The organism is Saccharothrix algeriensis (assembly GCF_016907655.1).
In the GTDB taxonomy this organism is placed as follows: Bacteria; Actinomycetota; Actinomycetes; order Mycobacteriales; family Pseudonocardiaceae; genus Actinosynnema; species Actinosynnema algeriense.
In genome coordinates this window covers 2,233,325-2,245,994 of the sequence record NZ_JAFBCL010000001.1, presented here as the reverse complement: position 1 = coordinate 2,245,994, position 12,670 = coordinate 2,233,325, and the positions used below count along the sequence as shown (strand labels likewise).

16 protein-coding genes and 1 tRNA gene are annotated in these 12,670 nt (G+C 74.6%); 6 read left to right on the top strand and 11 right to left on the bottom strand.

Going from position 1 to position 12,670, the window contains the following annotated elements; translation table 11 throughout:
• Positions 1–21: 21 nt before the first annotated feature.
• The 3 genes from JOE68_RS09980 to JOE68_RS09970 form a co-directional block, all read right to left on the bottom strand.
• Positions 22–564: a hypothetical protein gene (locus tag JOE68_RS09980; RefSeq protein WP_204842028.1), complete on the bottom strand. Its 543-nt coding sequence runs from the start codon at positions 562–564 to the stop codon at positions 22–24.
• Positions 565–852: 288 nt separating this feature from the next.
• On the bottom strand, positions 853–1,887 hold the full coding sequence (locus JOE68_RS09975) for an LLM class flavin-dependent oxidoreductase (protein ID WP_204842027.1): 1,035 nt from the start codon (positions 1,885–1,887) through the stop codon (positions 853–855).
• A gap of 51 nt (positions 1,888–1,938) precedes the next feature.
• Positions 1,939–2,529, bottom strand: a complete 591-nt coding sequence (locus JOE68_RS09970; protein WP_204842026.1) for a Uma2 family endonuclease — start codon at positions 2,527–2,529, stop codon at positions 1,939–1,941.
• Between the two features lie 189 nt (positions 2,530–2,718).
• Here JOE68_RS09970 and JOE68_RS09965 point away from each other — a divergent pair, with 189 nt between their 5' ends.
• Genes JOE68_RS09965 through JOE68_RS09955 form a run of 3 tightly spaced genes read left to right on the top strand, consistent with a single transcriptional unit; the run spans position 2,719 to position 5,542 of the window.
• A complete protein-coding gene (locus tag JOE68_RS09965) occupies positions 2,719–3,786 on the top strand; it encodes an FAD-dependent oxidoreductase (RefSeq protein ID WP_204842025.1) in 1,068 nt (355 codons plus the stop codon).
• Between the two features lie 56 nt (positions 3,787–3,842).
• A complete protein-coding gene (locus JOE68_RS09960) occupies positions 3,843–4,913 on the top strand; it encodes a sensor histidine kinase (protein ID WP_204842024.1) in 1,071 nt (356 codons plus the stop codon).
• Complete coding sequence (locus tag JOE68_RS09955; protein ID WP_204842023.1) at positions 4,904–5,542, top strand: response regulator transcription factor; 639 nt, start codon at positions 4,904–4,906, stop codon at positions 5,540–5,542. The genes JOE68_RS09960 and JOE68_RS09955 overlap by 10 nt, the downstream gene beginning before the upstream one ends.
• Here JOE68_RS09955 and JOE68_RS31055 read toward each other — a convergent pair.
• Positions 5,527–6,141, bottom strand: coding sequence for a DedA family protein (locus JOE68_RS31055; RefSeq protein ID WP_239562195.1), 615 nt, complete (start codon positions 6,139–6,141; stop codon positions 5,527–5,529). The genes JOE68_RS09955 and JOE68_RS31055 overlap by 16 nt on opposite strands.
• A gap of 101 nt (positions 6,142–6,242) precedes the next feature.
• Positions 6,243–6,671, bottom strand: coding sequence for an SRPBCC family protein (locus tag JOE68_RS31050; RefSeq protein WP_239562194.1), 429 nt, complete (start codon positions 6,669–6,671; stop codon positions 6,243–6,245).
• Positions 6,672–6,694: 23 nt separating this feature from the next.
• On the opposite strand from JOE68_RS31050, the gene JOE68_RS09945 reads away from it, so the two are divergent.
• On the top strand, positions 6,695–7,243 hold the full coding sequence (locus JOE68_RS09945) for a TetR/AcrR family transcriptional regulator (protein ID WP_204842022.1): 549 nt from the start codon (positions 6,695–6,697) through the stop codon (positions 7,241–7,243).
• Positions 7,244–7,253: 10 nt separating this feature from the next.
• Entirely contained in the window at positions 7,254–8,219 is a 966-nt protein-coding gene (locus JOE68_RS09940; protein WP_204842021.1) for a CobW family GTP-binding protein, read from the top strand.
• 3 nt (positions 8,220–8,222) lie between these two features.
• Here JOE68_RS09940 and JOE68_RS09935 read toward each other — a convergent pair.
• Positions 8,223–8,296: transfer RNA gene (locus tag JOE68_RS09935), tRNA-Leu, on the bottom strand.
• A 163-nt stretch (positions 8,297–8,459) separates the two neighbouring features.
• Here JOE68_RS09935 and JOE68_RS09930 point away from each other — a divergent pair.
• Positions 8,460–8,681: a DUF3618 domain-containing protein gene (locus JOE68_RS09930; RefSeq protein ID WP_204842020.1), complete on the top strand. Its 222-nt coding sequence runs from the start codon at positions 8,460–8,462 to the stop codon at positions 8,679–8,681.
• 6 nt (positions 8,682–8,687) lie between these two features.
• On the opposite strand, the gene JOE68_RS09925 is transcribed toward JOE68_RS09930, so the two are convergent.
• From JOE68_RS09925 to JOE68_RS09905, 5 genes are all read right to left on the bottom strand, one after another.
• Entirely contained in the window at positions 8,688–9,302 is a 615-nt protein-coding gene (locus JOE68_RS09925; protein WP_204842019.1) for a TetR/AcrR family transcriptional regulator, read from the bottom strand.
• Between the two features lie 54 nt (positions 9,303–9,356).
• Complete coding sequence (locus JOE68_RS09920; RefSeq protein ID WP_204842018.1) at positions 9,357–9,659, bottom strand: hypothetical protein; 303 nt, start codon at positions 9,657–9,659, stop codon at positions 9,357–9,359.
• A 491-nt stretch (positions 9,660–10,150) separates the two neighbouring features.
• Positions 10,151–10,858, bottom strand: coding sequence for a type 1 glutamine amidotransferase (locus JOE68_RS09915; protein WP_204842017.1), 708 nt, complete (start codon positions 10,856–10,858; stop codon positions 10,151–10,153).
• Complete coding sequence (locus JOE68_RS09910; RefSeq protein ID WP_239562193.1) at positions 10,855–12,033, bottom strand: Mur ligase family protein; 1,179 nt, start codon at positions 12,031–12,033, stop codon at positions 10,855–10,857. Before JOE68_RS09910 ends, JOE68_RS09915 begins: the two co-directional genes overlap by 4 nt.
• Before the next feature lie 108 nt (positions 12,034–12,141).
• A complete protein-coding gene (locus tag JOE68_RS09905) occupies positions 12,142–12,624 on the bottom strand; it encodes a helix-turn-helix domain-containing protein (RefSeq protein ID WP_372443354.1) in 483 nt (160 codons plus the stop codon).
• Positions 12,625–12,670: the final 46 nt, after the last annotated feature.

Genomic DNA, 12,670 nt, shown 5'->3' with positions numbered 1-12,670 from the left:
CCCCGACCGCGCCGCGGGTCGTCAGGCCACGCCCTCGAACGTGGTGATCGCCCCCTGCGCGGACCCGTGCGGCTCGACCACGAGCCGCAGCCGCACCGGGTCCTCGGGCACGGCGAAGGCCAGGGTCAGCATCGTCTCGCCGCCCGGCGGGACCTCGTCGACCGCCGCGCCCAGGCCGTTGAGACCCTGCACCGAGTCGAGCACCTCGGCGGCCGGTTCGCCGCCGACCGTCGCGTGCACCGCCAGCTCGCTGGTGCGGTAGGCGGACGGGGTGCCGTTGACCACCGTCAGCACGAACACGGCGGTGCGCGGCGCCTTCGGGAACGAGGTGTCGCTCGGCTTGAGCGACCGCGCCTGCGACACCCCGACCGACAGGCCGTCCGGCCACACCCGCTGCGAGCCGAAGGCCGCGTAGGGCGCGGCGGCGGGGGGCGCGTCGTTCGGCTCGGCCGCGGCGCTGGAGGCCGTCCCGGGGACGGAGGTGTCGGAGAGCGCGGAGTGCTCCGCGCACCCGGCCGAGGCCACCGCCAGGCACAGGCCGACGGCCAGTCCGGCGAATCTCACGAACCTCCCCTTCCCGCCCCGGCGGTGGGCTTGCAGCGACTCCCACCACCATGACGGTGCCGGGGTGCGCCCGGGGGCGGATGCGGGGGCTTGATTCGGACCTGGTGCCGGCCTGTGGCCAAGCCGTGATGACACGGCACCGCCCGCGTGGGCGGCGCCACACCCTGGGGGCGTCACCCACGCGGACCGCGGCGGCGTCCGCTCGGGCGGACGCGCCGCCCGGAAGTTAGGGAGCGCGTCGGGGGGCGTGCGCGCTCAACAGGATCATCGCGCGTCGGGCCCCATCCGCTACACCTCTACTTCAGTCTTCACTCGTTCGGATGAGCGCGGGAGGCCGGCCAGGTCCGCCAGCAGCTCGTAGGACCGCAGCCGGTCGGACTGGTCGGCGACCATCGTGGTGACCATCAGCTCGTCGGCGGCGGTGTCGGCGAGCAGTTGCTCGAGCTGCTCGCGGGCCGTCGCCGGGTCGCCGACGACCTGCTGCGACAGCCGGTCGCGCACCAGCAGCCGGTCGAACTCGGTGTAGGGGTACTCGGCGGCCTCCTGCGGGGTGGCCAGCGGGCCGGGCCGGTTCTGCCGAAGCCGGAGGAACGACAGCGCCTGCGGCGCGGCGATCCAGTCGGCGTGCTCGGCGGTGTCGGCGACGATCACCGAGGCGCACACCATCGCGTGGGGCCGGTCGAGCGCGGCGGACGGGCGGAAGCGCTCGCGGTACAGCCGCAGCGCCGGGATGGTGTTCTCCGCGCTGAAGTGGTGGGCGAACGCGAACGGCAGCCCGAGCAGGCCCGCGACCTGCGCGCTGTAGCCGCTGGACCCGAGCAGCCAGACCGGCGGCTCGTTGCCCTGCGCGGGGACGGCCGCCAGGTCCTCGGTGCCGGCGAAGTAGCCCAGCAGCTCGGACAGCTGCTGCGGGAAGTCGTCCGCGGACAGCGGGCCCTCGGTGCGGCGCAGCGCGCGGGCGGTCCGCTGGTCGGTGCCCGGCGCGCGGCCGATGCCCAGGTCGATGCGGCCGGGGTGCAGCGCGGTCAGCGTGCCGAACTGCTCGGCCACGACCAGCGGCGGGTGGTTGGGCAGCATCACGCCGCCGGAGCCGACGCGCAGCGTGGTGGTGGCGTCGGCGACGTGGCCGATGAGGATGGCCGGCGACGAGCTGGCGATGCCGGGCATGTTGTGGTGCTCGGCCAGCCAGAACCTCCGGTAGCCCAGCCGCTCGACGTGCCGGGCCAGCTCACGGGTGTGCGCCAGCGCCGTCCTCGCGTCCGTCGCCGTCGTGACCGGCGCCAGGTCGAGGACGGACAGCGGGACGTCGTGCAGTCGGCTCATACCCCCGACAACGCCCGTGGCGCCGAATGCCTTCCGGGTGTGACCCGGGGCTCACGGGTGGAGTTCGGCGGGGTCCACCGTCACCGGCACCGGAGCGGCGTCGATGGTCACCGCGGTGCCCGGGACCGCGGTGAGCTCCTCGAAGTACATCTCGCGGTGGAGGCGGTACGCGGTGATCGTCGGCGCTCCCGGGCGGTTCTGCCGCACGACCCAGTAGAAGGGCACCCCGGCCGTCGCGTAGGCGTCCTTCTTCTCGGCCTGCTCCTGCCCGGTGTTGCCGGGCGAGAGGATCTCCACCACCAGTTCGAGGTGGTCCGGGTCGGCGATCCCGCCCACCGGGGGGACGTTCAGCACCACCACGTCGGGGATCAGCGCGGTCCGGCGCTTGGTGCTGATCCCGGTGCCGATGCCGGTGACGGCGTAGAGGTCGCGCCGGCCGGCGTCCCGCAACGCGGCCTTGAGGACGGCGCGCAGCTCATCGCCCGCGTACTGGTGGTGCATGGACGGAGGTGGCGTCACGTGGAAATGCCCCCGGATCAGCTCCAGACGCGACCCGTCCGCCCTCGGGGTGAGGCGGTTCCAGTCCTCGACGGTGAAGGGGCCGACCGGGTCGTCCGGCGGGTGGTGCGCGAGTGCGGTCACCGTGATTCTCCCTGCTGCGACTCCGCCGCCAGTGTCGCACGGTTCCGCGTTTTCCCGCTCCGCGCGCCGAGGCGCACCGCTGACCAGCGCATCGCTGCTCGGAGGGTCCTCCGGGAGGGTGGGGTGTTGCCGATTTTTTCACCTGATCGAGAGCCTGGCGCCTTCGTCACACCGCGGAAGCGGCGGCGGGTGGCGCGCGTTGCCCGTGACGTGGACGTCGTGGTCATCGGTGCGGGTCAGGCCGGCCTGTCGGCCGCCTACTTCCTCGGTCGGGCGGGGCTCGACCACGTCGTCCTGGACGCCGAGGAGGGCCCCGGCGGGGCGTGGCGGCACCGGTGGCCGACGTTGCGGATGGCCACCGTGCACGGCATCCACGACCTGCCCGGGATGCCGTTCGACCCGCCCGACCCGGGCGACCCGGCCAACGAGGTGCTGCCCGCCTACTTCGCGGACTTCGAGCGCCGCAACGGCATCGACGTGCGCCGCCCGGTGCGCGTGCGGGCGGTGCGGGACCTCCCCGAGGACGGCGGCCTGCTGCGGGTCGAGACCGACCGGGGCGCCTGGCGCGCGCGGGCGCTGGTGAACGCCACCGGCACGTGGACGCGCCCGTTCCTGCCCCGCTACCCGGGGCAGGAGCTGTTCCGGGGCCGTCAGCTGCACTCCTCGCGGTACCGGGGGCCCGAGGAGTTCGCGGGCGGGCACGTGGTCGTGGTGGGCGGTGGCACGTCGGCGGTGCAGCAGCTGCTGGAGATCGCCCGGACCGCGGGCACGACGTGGGTGACCCGCCGGGAGCCGGAGTTCCGCGACGAGCCGTTCACGCCCGAGGCGGGGCGGGCGGCCGTGGCGCTGGTGGAGGAGCGGGTCAGGGCCGGGCTGCCGCCCCGCAGCGTCGTCGGCGTCACCGGGCTCGGTCTGACGCCGGCGGTCCGGGACGCGCTGGCGGCCGGGACGCTGCGCCGGCGGCCGGTGTTCGAGCGGATCACCGAGGACGGTGTCGCCTGGGCGGACGGCAGCACCCGGCGGGCCGACGCCATCCTGTGGGCGACGGGGTTCCGCGCGGCCGTCGACCACCTCGCGCCGCTGGGGCTGCGGGAGCCCGGCGGCGGGATCCGGCTGGACGGCACGAGGGTCGTGGCGGACCCGCGGGTGCACCTGGTCGGGTACGGGCCCTCGGCCAGCACCGTCGGCGCCACCCGCGCCGGGCGGGTAGCGGCGCGGGAGATCAAGGCGTCGGTGGGGCGGGAACCGGCCGCCTGAGCGCCGCCACCCGCGACGGCCCCGGGGTCCGGGCGGCGATGGCCTAGCCTCGTGCTGTGCTCAGGGGGTTGCGCGTCGTCGCCGGACTGGCGCTCGGGTTCCCGTCCGGGCTGGCCGGCCTGCTGGTCGTGGTGCTCGCCCGGCCCGCCGCGCCGTGGTTCGCCGGGCTGGAGCGCCGGCGGATCGGCGCCTTCCTCGGCATCGACAGCGCCGAGCCGACCCGCCCCCAGGCCGTCCGGTACCTCGCGGTGCGCGCGGCGGTGGGCACGTTCGGCGGGGTGGTGCTGGCGTGGCTGTTCTACGGCCTGGCCATGACCGTCCCGGTCGCGCACCGGCTCGCCGCCAACGGGCTGGACGGGGTCGACTGGGGCGAGGACCTCTCCGCCGCGCTGTGGACCGCGCTGGTCGGCGGCGTCCTGCTCTACATCGAGGTGCAGGGCATCATCGGCGTGGTGGCGCTGGAGGCCAAGGTCGCGCGGCGGTTCCTCGGGCCCAGCGAGGCCGAGGTGCTGCGCCGGCGCATCGACGAGCTGGCCACCAGCCGCGCGGGCATCGTCGCCGCCGTGGACGCCGAGCGCCGCCGCATCGAGCGCGACCTGCACGACGGGGTGCAGCAGCGGCTGGTCGCGCTGGGGATGCTGCTCGGCCGCGCCCGGCGCAACCCCGACCACGCCGACGACCTGCTGCGCCAGGCCCACGACGAGTCCCGGCACGTGCTGGAGGACCTGCGGGAGGTCGCCTGGCGCGTGTACCCGGCGGCCCTGGACTCGCTGGGGCTGGCCGAGGCGCTGGAGGCCGTCGCGGACCGCTCGGCGATACCGGTGCGGATCCGCTGCGAGCGGTTCGACGCGCCCGCGCGGGTGGAGACGGCGGTGTACTTCGTGGTGTCCGAGGCGGTGACGAACGCGGCCAAGCACTCGGGTGCGACCATGATCCGCGTGGACATCGGCGGGGGCGGCGGCGAGGTGCGCGTGCGGGTCGAGGACGACGGCGTCGGCGGCGCGGACCCGGCGGGCGGCGGGCTGGCCGGGCTGGCCCGCCGGGTGTCGGCGCTGGACGGCCGGTTCGCGGTGCGCAGCCCGGCCGGCGGGCCCACGGTGATCACCGCGGAGGTCCCGTGCGGGTGATCCTGGCCGAGGACTCGACGCTGCTGCGCGAGGGCCTGGTGCGGCTGCTGGCCGAGGAGGGCCACGAGGTGGTCGCGTCGGTGGGCGACGCGGGCGCGCTGCTCGACGCCGTGGCCGCGCACCTGCCGGACGTCGTGGTGACCGACGTGCGGATGCCCCCGACGAACTCCGACGAGGGCCTGAAGGCCGCGCTGGAGATCCGCCGGAGGCACCCCGGCGTCGGCGTCCTGGTGCTGTCGCAGTACGTGGAGCAGCGCTACGCCGTCGACCTGCTCACCGAGCGCGCCGAGGGCGTCGGCTACCTGCTCAAGGACCGCGTCGTCCAGGTGGAGGAGTTCCTCGACGCGCTGCGCCGGGTGGGCTCGGGCGGCGCGGCGTTCGACCCGGAGGTGGTGCGCCGGCTGCTGGCGCGCTCCGGGCACCCGCTGGACGCGCTGACCGCGCGGGAGCGGGAGGTGCTGGCGCGCATGGCCGAGGGCCACACCAACAACGCGATCGCGGCGAAGCTGCACGTCTCGCGCAGCGCCGTGGAGAAGCACGTGAACTCGATCTTCGACAAGCTGCGGCTGTCCGACGTGGACGGCTACAGCCGCCGGGTGCTGGCGATCCTGCGCTACCTGCGGTCGTGAGCCTCGCGCTTGGCCAGGCGGGACACCACGAACCACACCACGGCCAGCGCCGCCGCGCCGAGCACGACCTTCGACACGATGCCCATGTACTGCTCGACGACGTGCCAGTTGTCGCCCAGGAGGTAGCCGGCCAGGATCAGCGCGGTGTTCCAGATCGCGCTGCCGGCGGCGGTGAACGCGACGAACGTGGGCAGCGGCATCCGCTCCACGCCCGCCGGGATGGAGATGAGGCTGCGGAAGATGGGCACCATCCGGCCGAAGAACACCGTCGCCCGGCCGTGCCGGCGGAACCAGTCCTCGGTCTTGTCCACGTCCGAGACCTTGACCAGCGGCATCTTCGACACGATCGCCCGCACGCGGTCCCGGCCGAGCAGCGCGCCCACGTAGTAGAGCACCAGCGCGCCGACGACCGACCCGGTGGTGGTCCACAGGATCGCCGCGACCAGGCTCATCCGGCCCTGCCCGGCGGCGAAGCCGGCCATCGGCAGGAACACCTCGCTGGGCAGCGGCGGGAAGAGGTTCTCCAGCGCGATCGCCAGCCCGGCGCCGGGCGCGCCGAGCGCCTCCATCAGATCGGTGACCCACTTGACGACATCCATGATCACCACGCTACGAGCGCGCCGGGTTGGCGTGCCATGAAGCGGGCCGCACAGCGCGGGTGTGGAAAACCCCAGGGCGACGAACCCACCCCGCCTCCACCTCACCCCGCGGCGTGCGCGGCCAACCCCTCGGCGTACCGGGTGATCACGCCCCGCAGGACCCGGCGGTAGAGCCACCCGGTGCCGAGCACCGCGGGCTCGAACGACGAGTGCCAGCGGATCCGCGTCCCGCCGCCGTCCGGGGCCAGGTCGATGAACGCCTGGTAGTCGCGGACGGCCAAGCCGGACAGCAGCACGTACCCGATCCGGCGGTTCGGCGTGAGTTCGACCACCTCCTCCCTCGTGGGGTTCCTCCGGCCCCGGTTGTGAAACACGCGGATCTCCCCGACGCCGTGCGCGTCGCCCGCCCGCTCCCGCTCGTAGCGCAGCACCGGGGACCAGTCCGGCCACGTCGCGCTGTCCGCCGCGAGGCGGTAGACGCGCGCCGGGTCCGCGGCGCTGCGCACCGAGACGTCCACTGTCTGTACCATGTGGTACATGTACCATCCGGTACATGCCGGGACAAGAGACCGCCGACGGGCTGCTCGCGCGCGTGGTCGACCACGTGGCGCGGCACGGGATCGCGGACCTGAGCCTGCGGCGGCTCGCGGCGGGGGTCGGCACCAGCCACCGGATGCTGATCTACCACTTCGGGTCGAAGGAGGGCCTGCTGGTGGCCGTGGCGCGGGCGGTGGAGGCGCGGCAGCGGGAACTGCTGGCGTCGCTGCCCGACGACGACCCGGCCGAGCTGGGCCGCGCGTTCTGGCGCGCCCTCACCGACCCCGCGCTGCGCGCCCACGAGCGGCTGTTCTTCGAGCTGTACGGCCAGGCCGTGCAGGGCCGACCGGGCACGACCGCGCTGCTGGACGGCGTCGTCGACTCGTGGGTCGAGCCCGTCGCCGAGCGCGAGCGCCGCCGCGGCCACCCGCCCGAGCGCGCCCGCGCCCGCGCCCGGCTGGGGCTGGCGGTGGCCCGGGGCCTGCTGCTGGACCTGGTGGCCACCGACGACGAGGAGGGCGTCACCGCCGCCATGGACCTCTTCCTGGAGATGGCGGCCGACTAGGATCGGCCGCGTGGAGCGGATCCCGGTGATCGTGGTGGCGGGGTTCCTCGGCGCCGGCAAGACGACCCTGCTCAACCACCTGCTGGCCACCGCGCGCGGGACGCGGATCGGCGTGGTGGTCAACGACTTCGGCGCGATCGGCGTCGACGCGATGAGCGTCGCCGGGCAGGTCGGCTCGACCGTGTCGCTGAGCAACGGGTGCCTGTGCTGCGCGGTCGACGCGAGCGGCCTGGACGAGCTGCTGGGCCGGCTCGACTCGCTGGTGGACGTGATCGTGGTCGAGGCCAGCGGCTTGGCCGAGCCGCAGGCCATGGCGCGGCTGGTGCTGGGCAGCGGGAACCCGCGCCTGGCCTACGGCGGGCTGGTGCTGCTGGTCGACGCGGCCGAGTTCCCCGCCGACCTGGAGCGCCACCTGCGCGTCGCGGACCTGGTGGTGCTCAACAAGACCGACCGCGCGACCGACGTGCCGGCGCTGGTGGCGCGGATCGACCGGGTGAAGCCCGGCGTGCCCGTGGTGGCCGCCGAGCACGGCCGCGTCGACCCGGCGCTGCTGTTCGACCCGCGCCCGCGCGGCGACCGGTACGGGCAGTTGTCGCTGGAGGACCTGCTGGACGACCCGGACGACGCCGAGCACGCCCACGTCCACTACACCAGCGCGGAGTTCACCGGCGGGGCGATGAACCCGACGCGCCTGATGGCGTTCCTGGACCACCGCCCGCCGGGCCTGTACCGGATCAAGGGCTTCGTGCACTTCGACGTGCCCGGCCACCGGCAGCGCTTCAGCCTGCACGCCGTCGGCGCGTTCCTGCGCTTCGAGCGCCTGCCCGGCAGCGGGCCCCACCGGACCGAACTGGTGCTGATCGGCGCCGACCTCGACCGGGACGCGGTGGTCGCCGCGCTGCGGGGGTGCGCGGAACCCGCGCCCGGGTCGGTGGACCCGCAGTCCATGCTGGAGGTCCTGCGCTACCTGCGGTGAGAGTGGGGCCGGAGAGACTCGAACTCTCACTGGCACGGACCTAAACCGTGTGCCTCTGCCAATTGGGCTACGACCCCGTCACCGCCAGCCTATCGGCCGGCCGGGAGGGGTGGCGCACTGGTGGGAGGCAGTGGTCCCGGCCCGGCGAAGCGGTGTCGCCGAAGCGCCGGGGGCGGTACCGGTCAACGGCGGCGTCGCGGCTCAACTACGGTTACCGGCAGACCGCTGCTAGGAGGAGATGTGGCTCGCGACCCCGAGACCATCCAGCGCGAGATCGAGCAGGCTCGCGACGCGCTGGCCACCACCCTGGACGAGCTGGGCACGAGGGCCAACCCCCAGCGCTTCGTCGAGGCGGGCAAGGACAGCGTGCGCGCGAAGCTCGACGAACCCAAGATCCGGTACTCGCTGATCGCGGTGGCCGTGCTCGTCGGGTTCGCCGTGCTGCGCAAGCTGTTCCGCTGACCCGGGCTACTGCCCCTCGGCCACGAGGGGCAGTAGCACCTGGTCCACCACCCGGTCGACGAACGGCAGGTCCAGCGGGTCGCCGGTGAGCATCAGCCGGTAGATCAGGGCCGCGCCCGCCAGCTCGACGGCCATGCCGCGCGGCGCGTCGGCGCGCAGCTCGCCCCGCTCGTCGGCCCGCTCCAGGATGCGCCGCAGCACGTCGCGCTGGGCGATCAGGAACGTCTCGCGGAACGCCGTGGCCAGCTCCGGCTCGTGCGGCAGCTCGCCCACGAGGGCCTGCGCCGCCTTGCCGATCGGCCCGGACAGGAACGCCGCGAACGAGCTGAGGAACTCCCGCAGGTCGCCCGCCAGCGAGCCGGTGTCCGGCTCCGCCAGGTTCTCCGTCGCCAGGTGCGTGCACGTGTCGATCACCAGGTCGAGCTTGGACTCCCACCGCCGGTAGATGGTGGCCTTGCCCGCGCGGGCGCGCGCGGCGACGGCGTCCATGGTCAGCGCCCGGTAGCCGACCTCCGCCATCACCTCCAGCGCGGCCCGGCGCAGCGCGTCGTCGCGGCTCGCGTCCCGCGGTCTGCCTCGTTGTGGGGCTCGTGCCGCCCCGCTGTACACCGGTGTGGCCATGTCTGCGCTCCCGTTCGCCCTTTGGCCGGACATCCTAGGCGGGAGCGGGCCGTCTCAGACCTCGATTGCCTGGTCATGAGGGGTGCTCGGTTCGGGGTGGGGGAGGACGGGCACGGCCAGGCCGTGCCGGGTGTGCAGGTACACCGCCGAGAACGCGAGCGCGTCGCCGTCCAGCAGGTGCACCACGGCCCGGTCGGCGTGCCCGCGGGCGATCTCCTCCACCAGCAGGTCGACCTGGACGCGGGCCGCGATCAGCCCCGGCGCCGTGGCGCCGAGCACCTGGTCGCCGGCGCGCACGGTCACGGTCCAGTCGTCGCCGGCGCGCAGGTAGTTGGCGGTGATGGGCAGGGTGGGCATGTCTTGACCTCCGTTCCCCGCCCATCTGACCGGCAATCGGCCGCGCGCACGCGATCATTCCCCCCAAGGTGGGATGACTGAACCTCTTCCGGGTCTTTTCCGGGCGCCCGAGGAGGGTCGGGCGCGGGAGTCCACCGCGCTCGGCTTGGCCGTGAACCCGGAGATCGCGGGGCCGGCCCGGGGCAGCGCCGAGCGCCACCTGCGCTCCCGGGCGCCCGGCCCCGCGCTGCGGGCGAAGCCCCGACCCGGCCGCACCACGGGTTGCAAGCGGCTGCCGGCCTCCAACGGCCACTACCCGGCGCCAGCCGAGTCCACTGTGGACCTCGACACCGGCGGCATCGCGGAGGTGCGCGCGCACGGCGTCGTGGACGGCGCCGGGGTGGAGCACGAGGTCGACGCGATCACCCACGGCGCCGGGTCCCCGTCGCCCCCGTGGTCGGCTGTCCGCAAGGGGCCCCGGCGCCGCCCGGGACGGGGAACCGCCGGCGTGGTCAGACGCCGGCGGCCTTGGCGCGCTCCGCGCGCAGCCGCGTCACCGCGGGCAGGTCCAGCGGCTGGAGCCGGGCCCCGGTCGCCCACTCGATCAGCAGGTCGGCCAGCTGCGGGTTGCGCGGCAGCACCGGCCCGTGCAGGTAGGTGCACAGGATGCGGCCCTGCACGGCGCCCTCCACCGACCCGTCGTTGCCGGTGCCGACCTTGACGTGCGCCAGCGGTTTCGCCGACGGGCCGAGGGTGGTCCGGCCCTGGTGGTTCTCGAAGCCGGTCAGCAGCCCCTCGAACAGGCCGTCGGCGGGCGTCGCGACGACCTCGCCGATGGCCCGGCTGCCGCCCGCGTGGGACGTCGAGTCGATCAGCCCGAGACCGGGGTGGGTGACCTGGTCGGCCCGGGTGAACGACTCGCCGAAGATCTGGATGCCCGCGCACACCCCGAGGACGACCGCGCCGCGCGCCGCCGCCCGCTGCATCCCGGGGTGCTCGCGCAGGTGCCGCACCGCCAGCGTCTGCGCGGTGTCCTCACCGCCGCCCACCACGTAGATGTCGCACGAGTCGGGCACCGGCTCGCCGAAGTTCACGGTGACGATCTCGGCCGGGATGCCCCGCCACGCCATGCGCTTCTCCAGCACCACGGCGTTGCCGAAGTCGCCGTAGGTGCCCAGCAGGTCGGGCAGGACCAGGGCGACGGAGACCTTGCTGCTCACTGGGCGGCCCTCGCGTTCAGGTCGCGGAAAGCGGTGTAGTTGGCGATGACCTCCACCGCGCCGGGCGGCATGGCGTCGATCGCGACCAGCGGGTCCGGCACGACCGCGTGCTCGACCTCGGCGTAGGTCAGGCGCACCGCCAGGTCCGTCGCCCGCTCGCCGGAGGCGATGACCCGCCGGCCGCGCAGCCGCTCGAACGGCACGTCCCACAGCCACGACAGGTCGCGCCCGTCGGCCTCCTGCGCGTTGATCACCAGCACCGCCGGGTGGTCGGCCTCCCGCACGACGGTCAGCGTCTCGCTCCAGCCCGCCGGGTTCTTCGACAGCAGCAGGCGCGCGCGGCGGTCGCCGCGCTGGATCGTCCGGTACCGGCCGGCCACGTCGGACACGCCGCGCAGCCGCTCCACGGCCTCCGCGACCGGCACGCCCAGCGCGAACGCCGCCGCCGTCGCCATGACCGCGTTGGCCTGGTTGAACTTGCCGGGCAGCCGCAGCGCCAGGGCGACCTTCTCGCCCTCGGGCGTGACCAGCCGGCCGTCGCCGGTCACCCAGTCCGGGCGCGGGCGGGCCAGGTCGCAGCCGGTGCAGCGCCAGTGCTCGCCCTGCCAGCGGATCGGGTCGCCGCAGCGCGGGCAGGACGCCGCGTCGTTGTGCCAGCCGGTGCCGGTCGCCACCCACACGACCCGCGCGCAGTCCCGCGCCGCCGACGTCACCATGATGTCGTCGCAGTTCGCCACGACCACGCCGGGCACCGTGGCGAGCGCCGCGCGCAGCGACTTCTCGATGGTGCGCACCTCGCCCACCCGGTCGAGCTGGTCGCGCGACAGGTTGAGCAGCACGGCCACGGCCGGCGCGGAGGCGCGGCAGACCTCGGGGAAGTACCCCTCGTCGACCTCCAGCACCGCGTACGGGGCGTCGGGCTGCTTGGACAGCGCCGTCACGTGCCCGTCGGGCATGTTGGCGCCGCCGTGGTTGGTGGCGACCCGACCGAGGAAGGACGCGGCGCGGCTGAGCATCATCGTGCTCGTGGTCTTGCCGTTGGTGCCCGTGACCAGGGCGACCGAACGGCCGGACGTCAGGTGCGCCAGCGCCTGCGGGTCGAGCTTGAGCGCCACGCGGCCACCGATCATGCCGCCCGCGCCCAGGCCCATCTTCTGCGACAGCTTCGAGCTCATGTTGCCCAGCCGCACGGCCGCGGCGGTGCGCAGCGGCAGGCGTGCTGGGTCTGCACCAGGAGTGTTCGGCAAGCGACTTCCCGCTCGGTAGAAGGGATGCCGCCGATGCTACCGGGGCCCGCGGCCGTCGAGTTCCCGCAGGGTCCGGATCAGGTCCACGGTGCTCAGCCGGCACAGCTGCGCCATGTGCTCCAGCGCCGGCAGGTCCAGGTGGACCTCGGGGGAGCGGCCGGGCGCGAGCTGGTGCAGCCTGCCCTGCGCCCAGCGGCGCAGCGGCAGCAGCTGCGGCCGGGCGTCGGCGACGACCGCGGTGAGGTCGACCGACAGGTGGCCGGCGGGCGCGTCGCCGAACACGCGGTCGTGCACCCGGGCCAGCACCTGGTGCGCGGGCACGCCGAGCGCGACGCAGATCTCCACCAGGCGCACCACCGAGCACTGGCGGGTGCCCAGCTCGTAGGTGGCGAGGGTCTGCAACGAGATCCCGCTCTGCAGCCGGCGGTTGAGATCCTTGCGGGTCCAACCGCGCTGCCTGCGCAGGCTGCGCAGCTCCTCACCGAGCACGCGCTGGTACACCGCTGTGTCGACCTGCACCGTCAAGTCCTCCATGTCCGCGGGGGTCGGCAGACCCCTCGCAGAG

Coding starts and splice junctions, on each gene's coding strand:
- JOE68_RS09975 (WP_204842027.1), bottom strand. CDS start 1,887: ATGAGCCGACTGCACGACGTCCCGCTGTCCGTCCTCGACCTGGCGCCG.
- JOE68_RS31055 (WP_239562195.1), bottom strand. CDS start 6,141: ATGGATGTCGTCAAGTGGGTCACCGATCTGATGGAGGCGCTCGGCGCG.
- JOE68_RS31050 (WP_239562194.1), bottom strand. CDS start 6,671: ATGGTACAGACAGTGGACGTCTCGGTGCGCAGCGCCGCGGACCCGGCG.
- JOE68_RS09945 (WP_204842022.1), top strand. CDS start 6,695: ATGCCGGGACAAGAGACCGCCGACGGGCTGCTCGCGCGCGTGGTCGAC.
- JOE68_RS09925 (WP_204842019.1), bottom strand. CDS start 9,302: ATGGCCACACCGGTGTACAGCGGGGCGGCACGAGCCCCACAACGAGGC.
- JOE68_RS09920 (WP_204842018.1), bottom strand. CDS start 9,659: ATGCCCACCCTGCCCATCACCGCCAACTACCTGCGCGCCGGCGACGAC.
- JOE68_RS09910 (WP_239562193.1), bottom strand. CDS start 12,033: ATGAGCTCGAAGCTGTCGCAGAAGATGGGCCTGGGCGCGGGCGGCATG.